The sequence below is a fragment of the Peredibacter sp. HCB2-198 genome (assembly GCF_045999315.1).
GTDB lineage: Bacteria > Bdellovibrionota > Bacteriovoracia > Bacteriovoracales > Bacteriovoracaceae > Peredibacter.
This window is the reverse complement of record NZ_CP174607.1, coordinates 388,983-404,869: the sequence shown is the minus strand read 5'-3', so window position 1 is coordinate 404,869 and position 15,887 is coordinate 388,983. Positions and strand designations below refer to the sequence as shown.

General features: G+C 42.2%; 17 protein-coding genes. 7 read left to right on the top strand and 10 right to left on the bottom strand.

Annotation, left to right across the window (positions count from 1 at the left end; translation table 11 throughout):
• Positions 1 to 139 precede the first annotated feature (139 nt).
• Positions 140 to 1,099, top strand: coding sequence for a hypothetical protein (locus tag ACJVC5_RS02095; protein ID WP_408097727.1), 960 nt, complete (start codon positions 140 to 142; stop codon positions 1,097 to 1,099).
• Here the strand turns inward: ACJVC5_RS02095 and ACJVC5_RS02090 are convergent.
• Positions 983 to 2,326 carry an ArnT family glycosyltransferase gene (locus tag ACJVC5_RS02090; protein ID WP_408097726.1) on the bottom strand — a complete coding sequence of 448 codons (1,344 nt, stop codon included), beginning with the start codon at positions 2,324 to 2,326 and terminating at the stop codon, positions 983 to 985. The genes ACJVC5_RS02095 and ACJVC5_RS02090 overlap by 117 nt on opposite strands.
• Positions 2,323 to 3,324: a glycosyltransferase family 2 protein gene (locus ACJVC5_RS02085; RefSeq protein WP_408097725.1), complete on the bottom strand. Its 1,002-nt coding sequence runs from the start codon at positions 3,322 to 3,324 to the stop codon at positions 2,323 to 2,325. Before ACJVC5_RS02085 ends, ACJVC5_RS02090 begins: the two co-directional genes overlap by 4 nt.
• A 247-nt stretch (positions 3,325 to 3,571) precedes the next feature.
• Between ACJVC5_RS02085 and ACJVC5_RS02080 the strand changes: the two genes are divergently transcribed.
• Together ACJVC5_RS02080 and ACJVC5_RS02075 are read left to right on the top strand one after the other, a co-directional pair.
• Positions 3,572 to 4,003, top strand: a complete 432-nt coding sequence (locus ACJVC5_RS02080; protein ID WP_408097724.1) for a hypothetical protein — start codon at positions 3,572 to 3,574, stop codon at positions 4,001 to 4,003.
• 137 nt (positions 4,004 to 4,140) lie between these two features.
• Positions 4,141 to 4,836, top strand: coding sequence for a hydrolase (locus ACJVC5_RS02075; RefSeq protein WP_408097723.1), 696 nt, complete (start codon positions 4,141 to 4,143; stop codon positions 4,834 to 4,836).
• Positions 4,837 to 4,865: 29 nt separating this feature from the next.
• Here ACJVC5_RS02075 and ACJVC5_RS02070 read toward each other — a convergent pair whose 3' ends face one another.
• Positions 4,866 to 5,762, bottom strand: a complete 897-nt coding sequence (locus tag ACJVC5_RS02070; RefSeq protein WP_408097722.1) for a LysR family transcriptional regulator — start codon at positions 5,760 to 5,762, stop codon at positions 4,866 to 4,868.
• Between the two features lie 104 nt (positions 5,763 to 5,866).
• Between ACJVC5_RS02070 and ACJVC5_RS02065 the strand changes: the two genes are divergently transcribed.
• Positions 5,867 to 6,553, top strand: a complete 687-nt coding sequence (locus tag ACJVC5_RS02065; protein WP_408097721.1) for a hydrolase — start codon at positions 5,867 to 5,869, stop codon at positions 6,551 to 6,553.
• A gap of 42 nt (positions 6,554 to 6,595) precedes the next feature.
• On the opposite strand, the gene ACJVC5_RS02060 is transcribed toward ACJVC5_RS02065, so the two are convergent.
• Positions 6,596 to 7,285: a hydrolase gene (locus tag ACJVC5_RS02060; RefSeq protein ID WP_408097720.1), complete on the bottom strand. Its 690-nt coding sequence runs from the start codon at positions 7,283 to 7,285 to the stop codon at positions 6,596 to 6,598.
• A 141-nt stretch (positions 7,286 to 7,426) separates the two neighbouring features.
• Here ACJVC5_RS02060 and ACJVC5_RS02055 point away from each other — a divergent pair, with 141 nt between their 5' ends.
• Positions 7,427 to 7,981, top strand: a complete 555-nt coding sequence (locus tag ACJVC5_RS02055; RefSeq protein WP_408097719.1) for an NADPH-dependent FMN reductase — start codon at positions 7,427 to 7,429, stop codon at positions 7,979 to 7,981.
• Positions 7,982 to 7,983: 2 nt separating this feature from the next.
• On the opposite strand, the gene ACJVC5_RS02050 is transcribed toward ACJVC5_RS02055, so the two are convergent.
• Positions 7,984 to 8,865 (bottom strand): pirin family protein, encoded by an 882-nt coding sequence (locus ACJVC5_RS02050; protein WP_408097718.1) that lies wholly within the window; start codon positions 8,863 to 8,865, stop codon positions 7,984 to 7,986.
• Between the two features lie 243 nt (positions 8,866 to 9,108).
• Between ACJVC5_RS02050 and ACJVC5_RS02045 the strand changes: the two genes are divergently transcribed.
• Both ACJVC5_RS02045 and ACJVC5_RS02040 read left to right on the top strand, forming a co-directional pair.
• Positions 9,109 to 10,971, top strand: coding sequence for an ATP-binding protein (locus ACJVC5_RS02045; protein ID WP_408097717.1), 1,863 nt, complete (start codon positions 9,109 to 9,111; stop codon positions 10,969 to 10,971).
• A 63-nt stretch (positions 10,972 to 11,034) separates the two neighbouring features.
• A complete protein-coding gene (locus tag ACJVC5_RS02040; RefSeq protein WP_408097716.1) occupies positions 11,035 to 11,340 on the top strand; it encodes a hypothetical protein in 306 nt (101 codons plus the stop codon).
• 2 nt (positions 11,341 to 11,342) lie between these two features.
• On the opposite strand, the gene ACJVC5_RS02035 is transcribed toward ACJVC5_RS02040, so the two are convergent.
• The 5 genes from ACJVC5_RS02035 to ACJVC5_RS02015 form a co-directional block, all read right to left on the bottom strand.
• Positions 11,343 to 12,260, bottom strand: a complete 918-nt coding sequence (locus tag ACJVC5_RS02035; RefSeq protein ID WP_408097715.1) for a hypothetical protein — start codon at positions 12,258 to 12,260, stop codon at positions 11,343 to 11,345.
• 58 nt (positions 12,261 to 12,318) lie between these two features.
• Positions 12,319 to 12,843: a hypothetical protein gene (locus ACJVC5_RS02030; protein WP_408097714.1), complete on the bottom strand. Its 525-nt coding sequence runs from the start codon at positions 12,841 to 12,843 to the stop codon at positions 12,319 to 12,321.
• Positions 12,844 to 12,861: 18 nt separating this feature from the next.
• Positions 12,862 to 14,244: a di-heme oxidoredictase family protein gene (locus ACJVC5_RS02025; protein WP_408097713.1), complete on the bottom strand. Its 1,383-nt coding sequence runs from the start codon at positions 14,242 to 14,244 to the stop codon at positions 12,862 to 12,864.
• Between the two features lie 3 nt (positions 14,245 to 14,247).
• Positions 14,248 to 15,342, bottom strand: coding sequence for an imelysin family protein (locus tag ACJVC5_RS02020; RefSeq protein ID WP_408097712.1), 1,095 nt, complete (start codon positions 15,340 to 15,342; stop codon positions 14,248 to 14,250).
• 142 nt (positions 15,343 to 15,484) lie between these two features.
• Positions 15,485 to 15,829, bottom strand: a complete 345-nt coding sequence (locus tag ACJVC5_RS02015; RefSeq protein WP_408097711.1) for a hypothetical protein — start codon at positions 15,827 to 15,829, stop codon at positions 15,485 to 15,487.
• Positions 15,830 to 15,887 lie beyond the last annotated feature (58 nt).

The following is a 15,887-nucleotide window of genomic DNA, read 5'->3' as shown; positions in this document are numbered from 1 at the left end:
CGCGTTATATCGAAAACGAGGTCAATTTGTCTCCATAACTTGTGATTAATTGAATCTTTCTCTGAAATATTCTTGCATCGCCTTTACATCATGAGAAAAATCTTTATGTTAGATTAAGGTTTTTTAATAGGGGACATACATGTCGAAGATTATTGGATTGCTAGTTCTTATTGCGCTTCCAACAGTGGTAATGGCGCAGGCCACAAAAACAGAAAAGAAAGAAACAACTACTCCTGCAACTCAGGAAGTAAAAGTTGAGCAGAAGAAAGAAGATGAAGCTGACCAGGTTATCACTAACCGTCGTCTTCGCGCTGATGCTGGATCACTATCGAAGTGGAGTGCTGCTATGTACTTCAACTATCAAGGTGGTTCACTAGCTAATCCTACTCAGCCTGAGCGTCCAAATATTACAAATGGTAAAGATGCTCTTACACTTCAAAACCTAACAGGTGAACTTGGTGTGAGATATCGTCTTACAGCTCTAGACAGTATCACAGCGTCTACGGGTTTCTTCATGACGACTCCATTCCACTCATCAATTGATACAGACAATGCTGCTCTTAAAAAGAGCTTTGATGATAACAGCCAAGAGCTAAACTTCGCTGACCCATTTTTAAAGTATACTCACTTGGATCGTATTTGGGGCATGCAATCAGTAACAACACTTAAGCCGACTTGGATCACTAACAACCAACAAACTGATCTTGGTTACAAGGCCTCTTACTTCCTTTCACAAGTATTCATGAAAGACTGGGGCACAACTGGTTTCTCATACGGTATGGCATTCCAAGGTATTTGGTATGATTTCAGCGAGCACAATAAGAACACATCGAGAAACGTTCTTGGTCTTTACCCAGCTGCTGAATACGTAATTAACGATACATTCAACCTAAGAACTGTGTTCGGTTGGCAGGTATATGAGCAGTACCGCACACAAGAGAACGGAACTTGGACTAAACGTAAAGTTTACCAATCTGTTGGTCTAGGTATCTCTCTTACTCGTGACGTGTTCCTTTACCCGAACATCCAATTCATTCCAAGCGACATTCGTCTGGACAGAACAAATATTGCTATCAGCGCTAACGTAAACGTTTTCTAATATCCTGGGCCCCGTGAAAACGGGGCCTTTTTTTATCCAGCCCGCCACTGCTATCGGAATAAACCATACATCAAACGGAATCCGATATCTCATTTCGCTTTTAAAAACATACACGCATAAAAATACTGATAACACTGGAAGTCCCCAGACCACCAATCCACGAAGCCTGTCTGGATCGTTCGTTTCAGAAACTAAGAAGAGGGCGAGACCTGTGATGAGAAGAACCGCAAAAATCTGTTCATAGAGTCGGGCGAGGGCCGAATAAGACATCTGATTTATTGGCCAAAGAGTATTGCCCATAAAAAGAAAAGGAATCGCTTCAAACGATTGAAGCAAGACCAATGGATCTTTCTTAATGCACTTAAATCCTTCTTTCATGAAGTAGGAAGAATTGGAAAATGGTTGTCCCCATTTCTTCTCCTGAAAAAGTCCCATTTGGAAATACACTGGTGAAAGAAAAGAATAACCAACGGAATCATGGTTGTTCTTAATTGGGCATTTGCCTTCAATGAAGTTAAGTCCGCCGGTAGATGAGGAGAGTTGAAACTTTCCTATTGTATTGTAGGTAAGTACACCATGAAGACATACACCAATAATAAAAATTGCACTGATTGTGACCATGTTTGGAATGGCCTTCCAGCGCTTGATGGCAAAAAGGCCTAAGAGGAACAAAGGCATAAGAAAAACATGAGTTCCTTTAAGCCAGAAGGCGAGGAGAAAAGACAGTGCCCAACCGACTGCATATTTTGTTGTTGGCCCTTCACTGTAGACAATTCTGTAACTAAACCAAGCTAAAAGTGCCATGAGAAAGGTAAAGATGGTCTCGGGCAAAGCAAGATTAATAAAAACTATCCACGGAAGATTTAAAGCAACTAAGAGAAGTGTGATTAACCCAACTTTTTTACCAAAGGCCTCGGTGGCGGTCCTGAAAATGGGCCATACAGTTAAGAAAGAAATGATACCTTGGAAATAAGCGAGTGCTTTTCCCCAATGCTCAAAGTTCTTTTTAAAGAAAATAATGACGAAAGAGTATCCGATAGATTGAAAGAAGTGCATGGCATTCCATTCGCCATTTATAATCATATCAGCTTTTACGGTGTATTCTCTCATGTCAGACCAAATTTGATCTTCGAGTGATTTGCCGTAAAACAAGAAGCACAGGCGCACGGCGAGGGCAAGAATCAAGAGTGAAATAACAGAAAGGTCATATCGTTTGTCAGATGTCATTGGAGCTCGTTATGAATGTTAGGGTGATTGGCGGCCATGGTCAGAGTTTCTAGTTTATCGCCTTGAGAATCGGCAGTGGCATCCATACTGTCCTGGATGAAGTAGAGTGGTCTTCTTTTTGTTTCGGTAAAAGTTCTTCCTACGTATTCACCAACAACTCCCACACAAATAAGTTGCACACAGCTCAAAAGAAGAATGACAGTCATAAGACTTGTCCACCCCGGAATGTTTTTTGAGAAGACCCATCCATATAATGTGTAGGCCAAAGCAAGGAGGGCAACGAATGAAGTGACGACACCCACGAGAATAATAAGACGAAGTGGTTTTAATGAAAATCCAGTGACTGCATCAAGTGAGAAGTTAATCATCTTCATTAATGGATACTTGGTGGTTCCAGCAAACCTCGCATGACGGTCATAGGGAAGTGCGGTCTGTTTGAAGCCCAGCCAAGCAATAAGGCCCCTTGTAAAACGATGTGATTCATTTAATGACTGATAGGCCATCAGAACTTTTCGATTCATGAGACGGAAATCACCGGTGTCTTTTGGAATATTAATATCTGCAAGGAGAGAGAGAAAACGATAAAAAAGATGGGCCGACGCTTTCTTAAAGTATGTTTCTCCTGCACGGTTTTTTCTCTGGCCATAGACCACATCGAAACCATCGCACATTCTTTCCAGCATCGGCGTCAGTAGTTCAGGTGGATCCTGCAAATCAGAATCAATAATGAAGATATAATCTCCTCTGGCGCTTAAGAGTCCGGCCGTCAGGGCCGATTGATGTCCAAAATTTCGGGAGAGTTTAAATCCACGAACATTTGAATCTTGTCTTTGGAGTGAGCAAATGACGTCCCAAGTTCGATCTTTAGAGCCATCATCCACAAGAATGATTTCATAAAAAGTCGCATGAGTTGCTTTAACTGCTTTTACTACTCGTTGATAAAATTCTTTGAGTCCTTCTTCTTCATTAAAACAAGGGGCCACGACTGATAAAAACATAATCCACCTCTGATTTAAGAGAATGGAACTTAGCCTAAACGCGCGTGGCCCTTCAAAATAAGATAGTCATTAGATTTGACCTTCTTAGAATGACTTAAGGTGAACTTTAGACTGAATTAAGTTTAAAAGGCCGTCAAAACTTTTGACGGCCCTTGTATTCCTTTCTGGCCCGGCAGTAATAACTCCAAGTTCGTTCTAAAATCCTTCCATTGTTTTTAAGTCTCTCAAAAAACCTCTGGAGGGTTTCATGAAAAAGATCATTTCTTTAGTTCTAGTTCTTTCAGTTGTTCTATCTTCACTTTCTGCTTTTGCTCAGTCTCGTCGTGGTAATCGTGACGACCGTGGCACAGTAGTTCTTCGTGATGGCCGTTCAATCGTAAGAATTGAAGTTGGTGATGATCGTGATGACCGTGATATGCTTATGCGTGTCCGTCGTCTAGAGCAAGCGGTTCGGGACCTTCAGGACAAGGTATATGAGCTTCAAACTTCTAATATTCCAAGAACTCAGACTATATACGTTTGCTCCGCTAACGTATTTTCAGTAGGTGTTGTGATTGGAAAGGCGACAACAAAAATTGAAGCAAAGGCCGCAGCACTTAAGCAGTGTCAGGCCAAAGGCGGCAGTATCTTCTGTAAAGAGGAAGAGCTTTCTTGCGAACAATCTGAAGAGCGTATTTAATTAAGCGATAGTGACGGTTAAGGCCACTTCAAGGTGGCCTTTTTTATTTCTAACCAAGTTGGTTTCTCTGTTCTTTGTCTAGCAATGACCCTCTGTTCGGCCTTAAGTATGAGGTTCCATTAACCAGAGGAGGGTCTATGGGGTTTCCAAGTTCAATTGCAAATTTTAATGGTGAAAGACCAGTCATTAATCCAGATGATTCCGTCATGCTACTTATTGATCATCAAAGTGGTTTGTTTCAAACCATCGGTGACATGCCAATGACAACTCTTCGTTCTAATGCTGGCGCTTTGGCCAAAATGGCCACTTTAAGTAAAATTCCTGTGATCACGACTGCATCGGTTCCACAAGGACCTAACGGGCCTCTTATTCCTGAGATTCATCAAAATGCACCTCACGCCAAGTATGTGGCCCGAAGAGGAGAAATCAACGCTTGGGACAACCCGGATTTTGTGGCGGCGGTTAAAGCGACAGGAAGAAAAACACTTATCATTGCAGGAACAATCACGAGTGTTTGTATGGCCTTCCCGGCGATTAGTGCCATCCATGAAGGATATAAAGTTTTTGTGGTCGTCGATGCATCCGGCACGTATTCAAAAATGGCACAAGAAATAACTCTGGCGAGAGTGATGCAGGCAGGTGCTATTCCAATGGACACAGCGGCAGTGGCGTCAGAGATTCAAAAGACATGGCATAGAGATGATGCGAAAGAGTGGGCACAAATTTATACAGAAGTTTTCCCACCATATCAGTTACTCATTGAGAGTTATACAAAGGCCCAGGATGTGGTCAAGAATAATGAGCAACTTGATTCCCAAAGATATAGTCATTAGATTTTACAAGGCCACTTCGGTGGCCTTGTTTATGACAATTGCTCTTTGATCTGGTCAGAGGCAAGTTCTAGAAAGGCCTTGAGCTTCGGAGAAGGAAATTTTTGTGGGGGATGAACAAAATGAATCGCGCGCGAATGCGACTTCCATTCAGTTAAAAGAGGAACTAATCGACCTTTTTTAACTTCTTCCTCACAAATATAAGTCGGAAGCAGAGCAACTCCATTGCCTGAAAGGGCCAGCGACTTAATCATGCTCAAATCATCAATGACAAGTTTACCCTTAAGAGGGACATTCACTCTACTTTTTCCATTACTAAAGGACCATTCATGACGACCAAGAGGAGCAAACTGAAGGCAGACATGCTCTTGCAGGTCTTTAGGATGATTGATGGGGCCTTTATTTTTTAAATAGCCACTTGTTGCGAAAGCAGAGAAATGAACGATGCCTAATTTTTTGGCAATTAAAGTCGAATCCTTTAAATCACCGGCGCGGATCGCAAGATCCACGCCCTCGGCGATGAGATCAACGGCACGATCTTGCAGAATGAGTTCGATTTTAATTTTAGGATATTTTTTCATCGACTCACAGATGACTTTAGGCATGAGCGTATTGGCCAAAAAAATGGGAGCAGTGATTCGTAAGTCACCTTGAGGCTCGGCCAGGTTTGAAGTCACATCAGTTTCTGCTTTCTGAATCTCTTCGAGCCCGCGTAGAGATTGTTCATAATAACTGTGGCCCGCCTGAGTGAGTTTTAATTGTCTTGTCGTTCTTTGAAGAAGAGTGACCCCTAATCTTTTTTCCAGTGAGGATACTCGAGCACTTACAGTAGAAATGGGCATGCCTAAGTGCTTTGCTGCATGAGTAAAGCTTCCAGTCTGGACCACTTTAATAAAAACTAAAATTTCATTCAGATCAATTGTTTGCATTTTCTATACCCATGGAAACTGTCTTTATATTTTTCTGTCTAATAGTAAATAGCATTATGACCTATAGTCAATGGAGGTTGTCCACATCAACAAGGAGATTGTGTATGAGTATTCCAACCACTATTGCTAACTTTAACAATTCACGCCCAGTTATTAACCCTGATGACGCTGTAATGCTGTTAATTGACCATCAAAGTGGTCTGTTCCAGACTGTTGGCGATATGCCAATGACAACGCTACGTTCTCATGCGGCGGCATTAGCTAAAATGGCGACGCTTTCGAAGATGCCGGTGATTACAACGGCATCGGTTCCTCAAGGTCCTAATGGCCCTTTAATCCCTGAAATCCATCAAAACGCCCCTCACGCTAAGTATGTTGCTCGCAAAGGTGAAATCAATGCCTGGGACAATCCTGACTTCGTGGCAGCAGTAAAGGCCACTGGAAGAAAGACTTTGATTATTGCCGGAACGATTACCAGTGTATGTATGGCATTCCCGGCCATCAGCGCTGTCTATGATGGTTATAAGGTCTTTGCAGTTATTGATGCTTCGGGGACTTATTCTAAAATGGCCCAAGAAATTACTCTCGCGAGAGTCATGCAAGCAGGAGTTGTTCCAATGGACACAGCGGCGGTTGCATCTGAGTTACAAAAAACTTGGAATTGCCCTGATGCGCAGGAATGGGCCGAAATCTATACGAAGATTTTCCCATCATATCAGCTTTTGATTGAAAGCTATATGAAGGCCCAGGAGGTTGTGAAAAATGATGAGAAACTTGATTCTCAGAAATAAATAAAAGGAGAGCAAGCACCTATGTGCTTGCTCTTTTTTTTGTTAATGAGGATGAGAGGCCTGTGCTTCACTTCGGCCGCGCGATCCCGATGGAATCTCTCGATCATAAGAGAATTGAATACCGGCCGTACCACCAGTCTCAATGAATAATCTCATAAAGTCAGGAACTGTTTCTTTTCTACTCCAGTCACGTTGTAGTTCGCAAAGGAGTTGACCCCAACTAATGAGTTTAGCGCCTGCTTGTTCAATCCGGTGAAGGGCCATTTCATGGGCGGCAAGAGATGTTCCGCCTACTGCATCCGCCACGGCGTAAACTTCGTATCCCTCTGCCAATGCATCTAGAGATGGGAAGGTGAGGCAGGCCTCTGTCCATAGTGCGGCCATAATGAGTTTCTTTCTACCAGTTGCTTTAACTGCTTGTTTGAACTCAGTATCTTCCCATGCGTTAATAGTGGTTCGGTCATAAGTAGGAAGTTCTCCAAGAACTGCTCTGAGCTGAGGAATAGGCGGCTTGTTCAGACCGGATTCAACGTTAACTGTTGAATGGACGATCGGAAGATTATAAGCAAGTCCGATTTTCGCCAGACCAACGATATTATTAATGAGTAACTGGCGATCCATGGAGGCAATTGAATTTACCTGTACTGGTTGATAATCAATGATGATGAGGGCCGAGTTTTCGGGCGTAAGAAGTCTATCGCCGTTAGGATCTCTTCTGGTTTCACTAGTCATAGTTTCCTCCTTTGGAAATACGCTTAGACTAGTCACGGCCTTAAAGGTCAATCAATTGAGTGAAGATAAAATTATGATTTTTTTTAAATGATACGTGAAATGGTGTAAGCTTAGCTGAGTTAAATTGTTATAGGAGAACGTATGAAAATTTTATTGTTTTCTGGGAGCCTGAGAAAAGACTCATTAAATAAGAAATTACTTTCAGTCATAGATCAACTGATCAAGAAATTCCCTGATTGTGAGACTCGTATTGCAGACCTTAAATCGCTTTCGATTCCTGTCTACGATGGTGACATTGAAGCAGAGGGAATTCCACAAGGTGTTTTAGAGTTGGGAAAAATGATTAAAGAGGCAGATGCCATTATCACTTGTAGCCCAGAATATAATGGATCAATTGCAGGATCGCTTAAAAACACGATTGATTGGGTCTCACGGATTCGACCTGTTCCTTTAGAGAAAAAACCGATTCTTTTAACCGGTGCTTCTCCAGGAGCTTTCGGTTCAATCAGAGCATTGGGACAGACCCGAGCGCCTTTTGAAGCACTCGGATCTTATGTTTATCCGCAATCCTTTGCATTACCGAAGGCGCATGAGGCCTTTTCTACTGAAGGTACTTTGGTAGATCAAGGAACAGAAAAGAAATTAGAGGGACTGTTATTAGGTTATCTAGAATTTGCTAAAAGACTGAAGGCGTAGAGTTACTCTGCGCCTTCAATTCTTCCTAAAGACCCCATTTTACCATCTTGAAAATCTTGGAACGCTTGGTGAATTTCTTGCATTGAATTCATAACAAACGGACCGTAACCAAAGATTGGTTCTTGGATGGGTTCACCACCCATAAATAAGATCTTGGCATCTTCATTTGCAGTGATCGTGAAGTTTGTTTCTTCTTTACTAAGAATTCCGATCTCTGCTTCACCGATTTTTTTGCCATCGGCGAGAGTCACTTGCCCGCTCAAGACAAAAACTGCAGTAGTGTGTCCTGCCGGAACTTTAAACTCTGTAGTATGTCCCGCACCCATTCTGATGTCCCATAGATTAATAGGCGAGAAGGTTGAAGCTGGACCCTTGTGTCCCAAGTATTCTCCAGCAATAACTCTTAGAGTTCCTGCTTCGTTAGGAAGCGAGACAAGTGGGATGTTTTCATTTTTAATGCCTTGGTAACGAGGCCGAGACATCTTGAATTTTTTTGGAAGATTGACCCACAATTGGACCATCTCAAAAGCACCACCAGTTTTCGAAAATTCTTTTCCATGTTTCTCTTCATGGACCAATCCCGAAGCGGCCGTCATCCATTGGACATCGCCCGGTTTGATAATGCCGCCCCCACCTGAAGAATCTCGATGCTCAACTTCTCCAGAATAAACAATTGTCACGGTTTCAAATCCGCGGTGAGGATGTTCTCCCACTCCTCTGATATGGTTAGTTGGTGGAAATTCAGTTGGGCCAGCGTAGTCTAGTAATAGAAATGGTGAGATATCTTTACCAAGGTCATTGTAGCTAAAAAGTGATCTGACAGGAAAACCATCCCCAACCCAATGTGGATAATCGCTTTTTTGTGTGAATAATAATTTTTTCATAAGCATGTCCTCCTATAGAAGGCATCTTACTCTCAATTGATGTTGTTGATTAGCCGGTGAAATATAGAAAGACTATTCAACCCCATGAATAATGCTGATCCAATTTATTAAGATGACATTTACAAATACCAGATTGAAAATCATGGGATGATTAAGTCTCGGTCTTTATTACTAACTCTCATGTTGGCCTCTTTGGCCATTTTCGCTATAGGGATTCATTTCATAGAAGCTAAAAGTTTTCTCATGAATCTCTGGACCGACTTTTTCTGGACTCTATCAAGCATTGTCTGTGCCATTAGATGTTTTAGAACTTCTAACAGAATGGAGATTCGTTCTTTAAAGCTTTCTTGGAGATGGTTGGGAATTGGATCTCTTTCTTGGACCGTGGGGATGTTTATCTGGGGCTGGAGACAGCTGGTTGAGAATGTTGTTGTGCCATTTCCGGATATATCTACGTTTTTCTTCTTGGGGATTGTTCCATGTATTGTGATTGCGATGATTCATTACTGCTGGAATGTTTCTCGTAGAGAAAATAAGTTAATCACTATCGCTGATATCGGCATCAGTCTTTGTGTCATTTCCTTTGTTTGCATAATTCTTTTTTATCGCCCAATCATTGAATATCATGGGTCAAAGTTTTACCTCATCATGGTCTTGGCCTACCCCTGCCTTTATATTACAGCATTGTTTTTTGCTACTCTTCAGATTTGGGAATCCCGACCAATTAATAAACTTCCCTATACGCTACTCTTAATCGGGCTGGCGAGTCTTGCAGGGGTAAACATCGCATACGCTTATGGTTTGCTTCACCGATTTTATCAACCAGGACATATGCTGGATATTTTTTGGACTGTGGGCTTCTACTTTTTTTACTGGGCCGCTTGTGAAGAAGAGCAGCAGATTTTGAAAAGACCACCTTCAACTGCGGCATTAAGACCAAATCTCGCAAGAGCTTTATTCCCCGGAATGACTCTCTTTTTTGTTATTGCTTCAGCGTACAGCTACCAGGCAGGCTTTCAGGAAATCGAAAGCATTCTACTCATGATTGCCGCCGTCTTTACAATGCTCATAGGTCTTCGTGCTTGGGTCACGCAGAACTCTCAGTTTAGGCTACAAGCTGTGTCTGAGCATAACGCAAAAAAGCTAGATGCTGTTATTCAACAGATGCCTGCCGGTTTAGTCATTACAGATACTGACTCTCAAGAGATTGTTTTTTACAACAACCAGGCGACGGAAATTCTCCACGGGAAATTGGATTTTATTTCGGAGTTAAGAAAAGACAAAGAGGAAGTTGATCTGGTTATAAATCCAAATGAAACGATCACGGTCCTAAGACAATCTTCAGATGTTGAAACGAAGTTCAAGGAACGATTTAATATTCTGACTTTTGTGGACATCACCGAGAAGAAACAAATCTATGAAGAGGCCAAGCGAGTGGCCCAGATGCGAGAGGATTTTTTACTTTTGGTTTCTCATGAATTAAAAACGCCAATAACCACCTTAAAGCTTGGTATGCAGTTTGTTCAAAAAAAGACAACTGATGAGAACATGAAAAAGGTCATTCAACCTTGTCTGGAAGAAATTAGACGTTTTGAAAACTTAACAAATGATTTGATTGATATTTCGAATATTGATGCTGGAAGGCTGTCACTTGATCCGGAAAGAATTAACCTCAAGGAGGTCGTGCTGAACGTGTTTGCGCGATTTGATTTTGAGCTTACGACCAAGAAGTATGAAGTTGTCTATAAGACCATGGAAGATGTGTATGGCCTTTGGGACCAGATGCGAATTGAGCAGGTCATCATTAACCTTCTTAACAATGCAATTAAATATGGTGATCAGAGACCCATTGAGGTCTCCGTTTATAAAGATGGTTCACAAGCAGTCTTAGTTATTCGCGATCACGGCCCCGGAGTTGCAGTAGAAGAGCGCGAAAGAATTTTTCATAAGTTTGAGAGAGCTTCTTCGACCAAGCACTTTGGTGGCTTTGGAATTGGTCTGTTTGTTTCAAAGACCATTGTGAATGCCCATAAAGGAGCGATTACAGTGGATGAAGCAAAGGGGGGAGGAGCTGAGTTTACGGTGAGATTGCCGATTGAGTCTTAATTTTTCTTAAAGATAAAGTTTTACCTTCCGTTTGTCGAAATATAAGAAAATCTTGGAGTTCCTATGAATAAAGCTATTATGTTCGTTCTTTTTTCGACGTTACTAACAAGCTGTGCTTCAACCAAATCATCTAAGAGCGTGGCGTTTGTAGACCAACCTCAAAAAAATTGTTCTGCAGTTGCCAGTTTATATTCCACAGGTTTCAGTCTTATCCCACCAATCGCCTCTCATGTGGCCAAATCAGTAATTGAAGAGAAGGCCAAGCAGTTCGAAGTAAATTCTATTGTAATTAATAAGCAGACAGGATTATTTCAGGTAAATATTGAGGCCACAGGCTATAAATGTATTGAGAAAGTATCTAAGAAGTAGAATTAGGAGATTTTTAGAAAATTTTCTTTCCACTTCTCAGCAAAAACTTGGGCCTCAGCATCTGTAAATCCAACAATCGGATGGAAGTGAACACTTAATCCGAGTTTCCCGTTCACGATAATGGCACTTCCTGCGACTGGTGCCATCTTAGCAACGCTAAATTCTCCGAAGGTCCACCATTCATCATCCGCTAAACCAGGAATGGTCCATTCTCCTAAGTTGGTTAATGTGCCGGTTCTTCTAAAAAAGAGATGAGTGTATTTGGCCACATACTTAAAGAGAAATTTTCCTAGGACATTTGGAAGTGCCATCGTAAGAATTGTTCCCCAGTAATTTAAATCTGTGAGTTGTTCCCTGGAAGATTTTTGAATGTCTGCAAGAGTTGATTGATTACCCACTTCAATATCTATGAAAGAGACCCTGTTCTTAGGGGGAGTGTCCCGAGAAATTGTCGTGTACATACCTACAGGAGTCATCCATACCCTTGGAGGTTTGGGATTGGTAATATGTTCTCGGCTTGTTTGATCTAAGGCCAATAAAAGTTTAGTGTTCACAGAAACAGATTGATCAGAACTTTTCCAGTTCTCAATACAAACTCTGCCGTTAGCGTTTTTGGTTTTTCCTCGTGAGGCCTCTTTCCACTTTGGAGGCATAAATGGGTAATGACGAACATACCATTTTAAAAGCTCTAAAAGTCTTTTCCCCATAGAGGGCCTGGGTCTGACTAGTAAAGTGGGTGCACTGAAGCCTTCTGAAGGATACTTGCGGGCCATTTCTGTCATAATGGAAATTCCATCATGAGTAATATGATCGAATTTAATTCGTTCTACGACGTGAGAACCGCGCATACGATCTATCTGTAGAGTCGTATCAATACCCGCGGCCTTGAAGCACTCGAAATAGGTTTGGATGTAGTCCATGTTTTAATTAGAACATAACTCCAAAAAAAAAGCCCAGCAAAAGCTGGGCCCTTAAGATTTATTCAGTATATCTGCGATCAAACACAACTCGAACGTTGCCGCTTTCACAAACGTCATTCGGAGTGTCCTTCACAATTTGAACCGCGATGTAGCGGATACCACGTTTTGAAGGCTCGTAGGCCACAGAAGCGAGTTCGGTGTCTAAGAAATCTTGTGTATTTTTACAACCTTCTTCTAGACCCTCAGTTGTTTTAACCAATGAATGAGTGAAGTCGAGAGTCTTGGTTGCGCGATTACGGTCTAAGAAGATCCCGTAGATACACTCCTGACCTTCAGCTCCAGGGTAGACAGCTTCGAATAAAAATTTATTCAGCTCTTTATCGGCCGCGAGTTGTTTAAATTCAATTCCGCGAGATTTAAAAGTTTCTGGAGCAGACACATATTTCGATCCAAATGTTCCGCAGTCGTATCCAGCGGTACGAGCTCTATGGGTCATGCCTTCTGGAAGTTTAAAAGTTTCGGTCCATGATTGGGCCATGAGAGTTGTTGAAGCGAAGAGAGTTAAAATCGCTAGGGTTTTCATGTTGGGTTCTCCAGGTATTTATAAACTATTTAAAAATAAAATGAGATCGTCTCTTTCAGTTTGGGAGAGCTTCATAAAGTCCTCCTTTGATTTCTGAGCTTCTCCACCATGCCACAAAATAGCTTCTTCGAGATTTCTGGCGCGTCCGTCGTGAAGGTAACGGGTATGACCATTTACAGTTTGGGTCAAACCAAGGCCCCAAAGGGGAGGTGTTCTCCATTCACGAGTGGTGGCAAGATCTTCATTCATCACATCATCTTTATCATCAGCAAGCGCATCTCCCATGTCATGCAGAAGAAGGTCTGTATAAGGATAAATCTTTTGCGATTTGAGGATCTCTAAATTCGAATCAGTTCCAGTGGTGTAGCTCGGAGTATGGCAAGCAGTGCAGTTGATTTTATAAAAAGTACCGCGACCCCTTTGAACTTCTGGTCTAGAGAAATCACGACGAACTGGCACTGAGAGAAGCTGAGTATAAACAGTGACGTTTTTTAAACGAGCATCGTCGACGTCCATTTCGGTGTGATTTTTTAAGCAATCGACTTGAGATTCAGTGCAATCTTCATTTGGGTGCAAGCTACTGGTAATTCCGATATCACCGTTAAAGGCCGCTGCATTCTGATCATTAAGCACAGCTTTACCGGCCTTCCAACCGAAGCGACCTAATTTTTGCGATTGATGTGTTGCCGAGTACACATAGTTCGCTCGACCAGAAATGCCATCTCCGTCCATATCAAGAGGATCTTCTTTAATGAGAATGTCTTTCTCTGAAATGGTTTCGAGAAGACCAAGACCGATCATTTGAGGGGCCACCCGAGGAGAGCGAACTGTGTTTTCACCCAATGGCCCAAAGTTTAATTTAATGAAGTCGTAAACCGGTTTTAAAAGTTCTGTAAAAAGACCATCTGGATATTGAATTCTAACCGTCTCATAACGAACAACTGCTTCACCTTCGCCAGGCACTCCCATAATTCCTTGTGGCTGAAATTGGCCACCATAAACAGGGTGAGGAATGATGCCGTCGTTTAGTGTCTTAATTCTTAAGCGGAATAGCAGAGAAACATCGACCTTGCCTTCCGTTTCAGGAAGACCACGTCCGCGACCGTCTTTAAAGTGACAAGAGCTACAAGATACGGCGTTGTAAATTGGACCTAGGCCATCTCTCACAGTTGTTGAGGCGGGTGAGGCGACCCAAACCGTGTTGAAGAAACTATTGCCGAGAGTGAATTCACGTCGCTCTCTGCTTTGAGTTCCACTCATAGGATGACTATAGGCCTGAACTGATAAATCTGAAGTTGTACCCGTTCCTCCTGGAAATTCTTCCGAGGCATCTAACTGTGGTGCAACTTCCGCATAAGCAGAAGCCGCAATTGCTAGAAGGAGTATAAGAATTGACTTCATAACTTAGTAGTCAACCGATGCTTTAAGCATCTTAGATACAGTCGCTAGATCTCTTGCAAGTGCCTCGAGCTCTTCAACTGAATTTAAAATAATCGCGCGTCCCTCATCGTTGGCAATGGCCTGGTCAAAAGGCACAGGAATCGTTGCCAGAAGAGCCCGAAGTTCAGTCATGCGCTTTTCAATTCTTTGAGCAACTGGAGTTCCTTTCACTTCTGGCTGATTAAGAAGATTGGTTGCTTTGATCACGTTCTCAATTCCCCAGTAGTTCCACTGGATATCCATGTGAGTCATGTCTGAGAAGCACGAGTGCTCATCTTCCTGACCTTGAGTATCGTAGGCCACATACATTCTTTCACCTGAAAGCTCGTCCCCGGCCATGAAGATCACACCCGAGAGAAGATTTTTAAGGGCGGCAGTGTCTTTTTGACTTTCAAAATCTTTGCGGAAGTTTTCTTCACCAGCTCGCCATTCTGTTTCTAGAGAGGCGAGGTGATCTACCAGCATATCTGCGATGGTATTCAAATAAAGAGCTCTTCGAGCAGCATTCGGAGCATCTACATAATCTGTGTATGAACGAAGTCCCGGGCCATCTGTATAGAAGTCCTGTCCCCAAAGAAGGAACTCAATGGCATGATAACCAGTAGAGATGTTTTTTTCTCCATCTAGTTCATTGAGTGATTCAAGAAGTTCTTTAGTGATTTCTGGGAATTCAGTCGTGTTATTGATGATACCAGCGTTTGGTGCACCTTTCACATAATCAATATAGGCCTCATCTAATGGCCAAGAATTTAGCAGGCCTTCTGGGCCCCCATCACGATCAATTGGACCATTATAGAAACGGAAAACTTCTGTTTGCCCATAAGCTTCACGAGCATATTTCCAAGTTTCCTTCGCCACAGTTTGAGTCATGAGCGACGGAGTTTCTGTGAAAGCGTGAAGAGCCTTCTGGAGAAGAACGCCTCGTCTAAGTGTTTCCGCATACGAAGAGTGAACATGTTCACTGTATGACTGAATGCTTTCTTTTAGAGTTGTTTGGGTAAATGCAGGAGCTGAGAGAACGAGAGAGAACGCGAGCACAAGGTTCTTTGAACTAATCATAAAATCCTCTGTTGGAAATGGAGAACACAGGTTTGATATCACAAACAAGTTGAACTCTTCAAAGGATTTGTAGATCTATTCGAGGACCTAAGTGCTTAAAAGGACAAAGGGCCATCAAAAGATGGCCCTTAAAAAATTTTAATTACTCTTCAGATGAACAATCTACAGATTGAACTGAGTAGGCGCCCCAGTTTTGCTCAGAATGATCGTACATATCAGCATAGCTAGAGTTTACTTTAACGTTATAGCCGATATTGTTTTGAACACCACGAAGTACAGTTACGTAATAAACGTCACGGATACCTTGGTCCACATGTACAACTCTTTCGAATTTAGAAATGAGATCTAAGCCAAGCATTGGTCCACATTGTTTTAGGATGGCCTTTTCAATCTTAGCAATGTGACGAGCTTCATAACCAGTTTGGCGTAGAGAAGCGAAAGAAACAGTTGAAGTAAGAGCGAAAACTGCAGCAATTAGAAGTTTCATAAAATCTCCTTTGGGTTAGTTGCCCGGAGATTAGTCGAGAGTGGGAAAAAACAAAAGT

Excerpts from the sequence above, each read along its gene's own strand:
- ACJVC5_RS02095 (WP_408097727.1), top strand. The coding sequence starts at position 140 with ATGTCGAAGATTATTGGATTGCTAGTTCTTATTGCGCTTCCAACAGTG.
- ACJVC5_RS02090 (WP_408097726.1), bottom strand. The coding sequence starts at position 2,326 with ATGACATCTGACAAACGATATGACCTTTCTGTTATTTCACTCTTGATT.
- ACJVC5_RS02085 (WP_408097725.1), bottom strand. The coding sequence starts at position 3,324 with ATGTTTTTATCAGTCGTGGCCCCTTGTTTTAATGAAGAAGAAGGACTC.
- ACJVC5_RS02080 (WP_408097724.1), top strand. The coding sequence starts at position 3,572 with ATGAAAAAGATCATTTCTTTAGTTCTAGTTCTTTCAGTTGTTCTATCT.
- ACJVC5_RS02075 (WP_408097723.1), top strand. The coding sequence starts at position 4,141 with ATGGGGTTTCCAAGTTCAATTGCAAATTTTAATGGTGAAAGACCAGTC.
- ACJVC5_RS02070 (WP_408097722.1), bottom strand. The coding sequence starts at position 5,762 with ATGCAAACAATTGATCTGAATGAAATTTTAGTTTTTATTAAAGTGGTC.
- ACJVC5_RS02065 (WP_408097721.1), top strand. The coding sequence starts at position 5,867 with ATGAGTATTCCAACCACTATTGCTAACTTTAACAATTCACGCCCAGTT.
- ACJVC5_RS02060 (WP_408097720.1), bottom strand. The coding sequence starts at position 7,285 with ATGACTAGTGAAACCAGAAGAGATCCTAACGGCGATAGACTTCTTACG.
- ACJVC5_RS02055 (WP_408097719.1), top strand. The coding sequence starts at position 7,427 with ATGAAAATTTTATTGTTTTCTGGGAGCCTGAGAAAAGACTCATTAAAT.
- ACJVC5_RS02050 (WP_408097718.1), bottom strand. The coding sequence starts at position 8,865 with ATGAAAAAATTATTATTCACACAAAAAAGCGATTATCCACATTGGGTT.
- ACJVC5_RS02045 (WP_408097717.1), top strand. The coding sequence starts at position 9,109 with ATGAATCTCTGGACCGACTTTTTCTGGACTCTATCAAGCATTGTCTGT.
- ACJVC5_RS02040 (WP_408097716.1), top strand. The coding sequence starts at position 11,035 with ATGAATAAAGCTATTATGTTCGTTCTTTTTTCGACGTTACTAACAAGC.
- ACJVC5_RS02035 (WP_408097715.1), bottom strand. The coding sequence starts at position 12,260 with ATGGACTACATCCAAACCTATTTCGAGTGCTTCAAGGCCGCGGGTATT.
- ACJVC5_RS02030 (WP_408097714.1), bottom strand. The coding sequence starts at position 12,843 with ATGAAAACCCTAGCGATTTTAACTCTCTTCGCTTCAACAACTCTCATG.
- ACJVC5_RS02025 (WP_408097713.1), bottom strand. The coding sequence starts at position 14,244 with ATGAAGTCAATTCTTATACTCCTTCTAGCAATTGCGGCTTCTGCTTAT.
- ACJVC5_RS02020 (WP_408097712.1), bottom strand. The coding sequence starts at position 15,342 with ATGATTAGTTCAAAGAACCTTGTGCTCGCGTTCTCTCTCGTTCTCTCA.
- ACJVC5_RS02015 (WP_408097711.1), bottom strand. The coding sequence starts at position 15,829 with ATGAAACTTCTAATTGCTGCAGTTTTCGCTCTTACTTCAACTGTTTCT.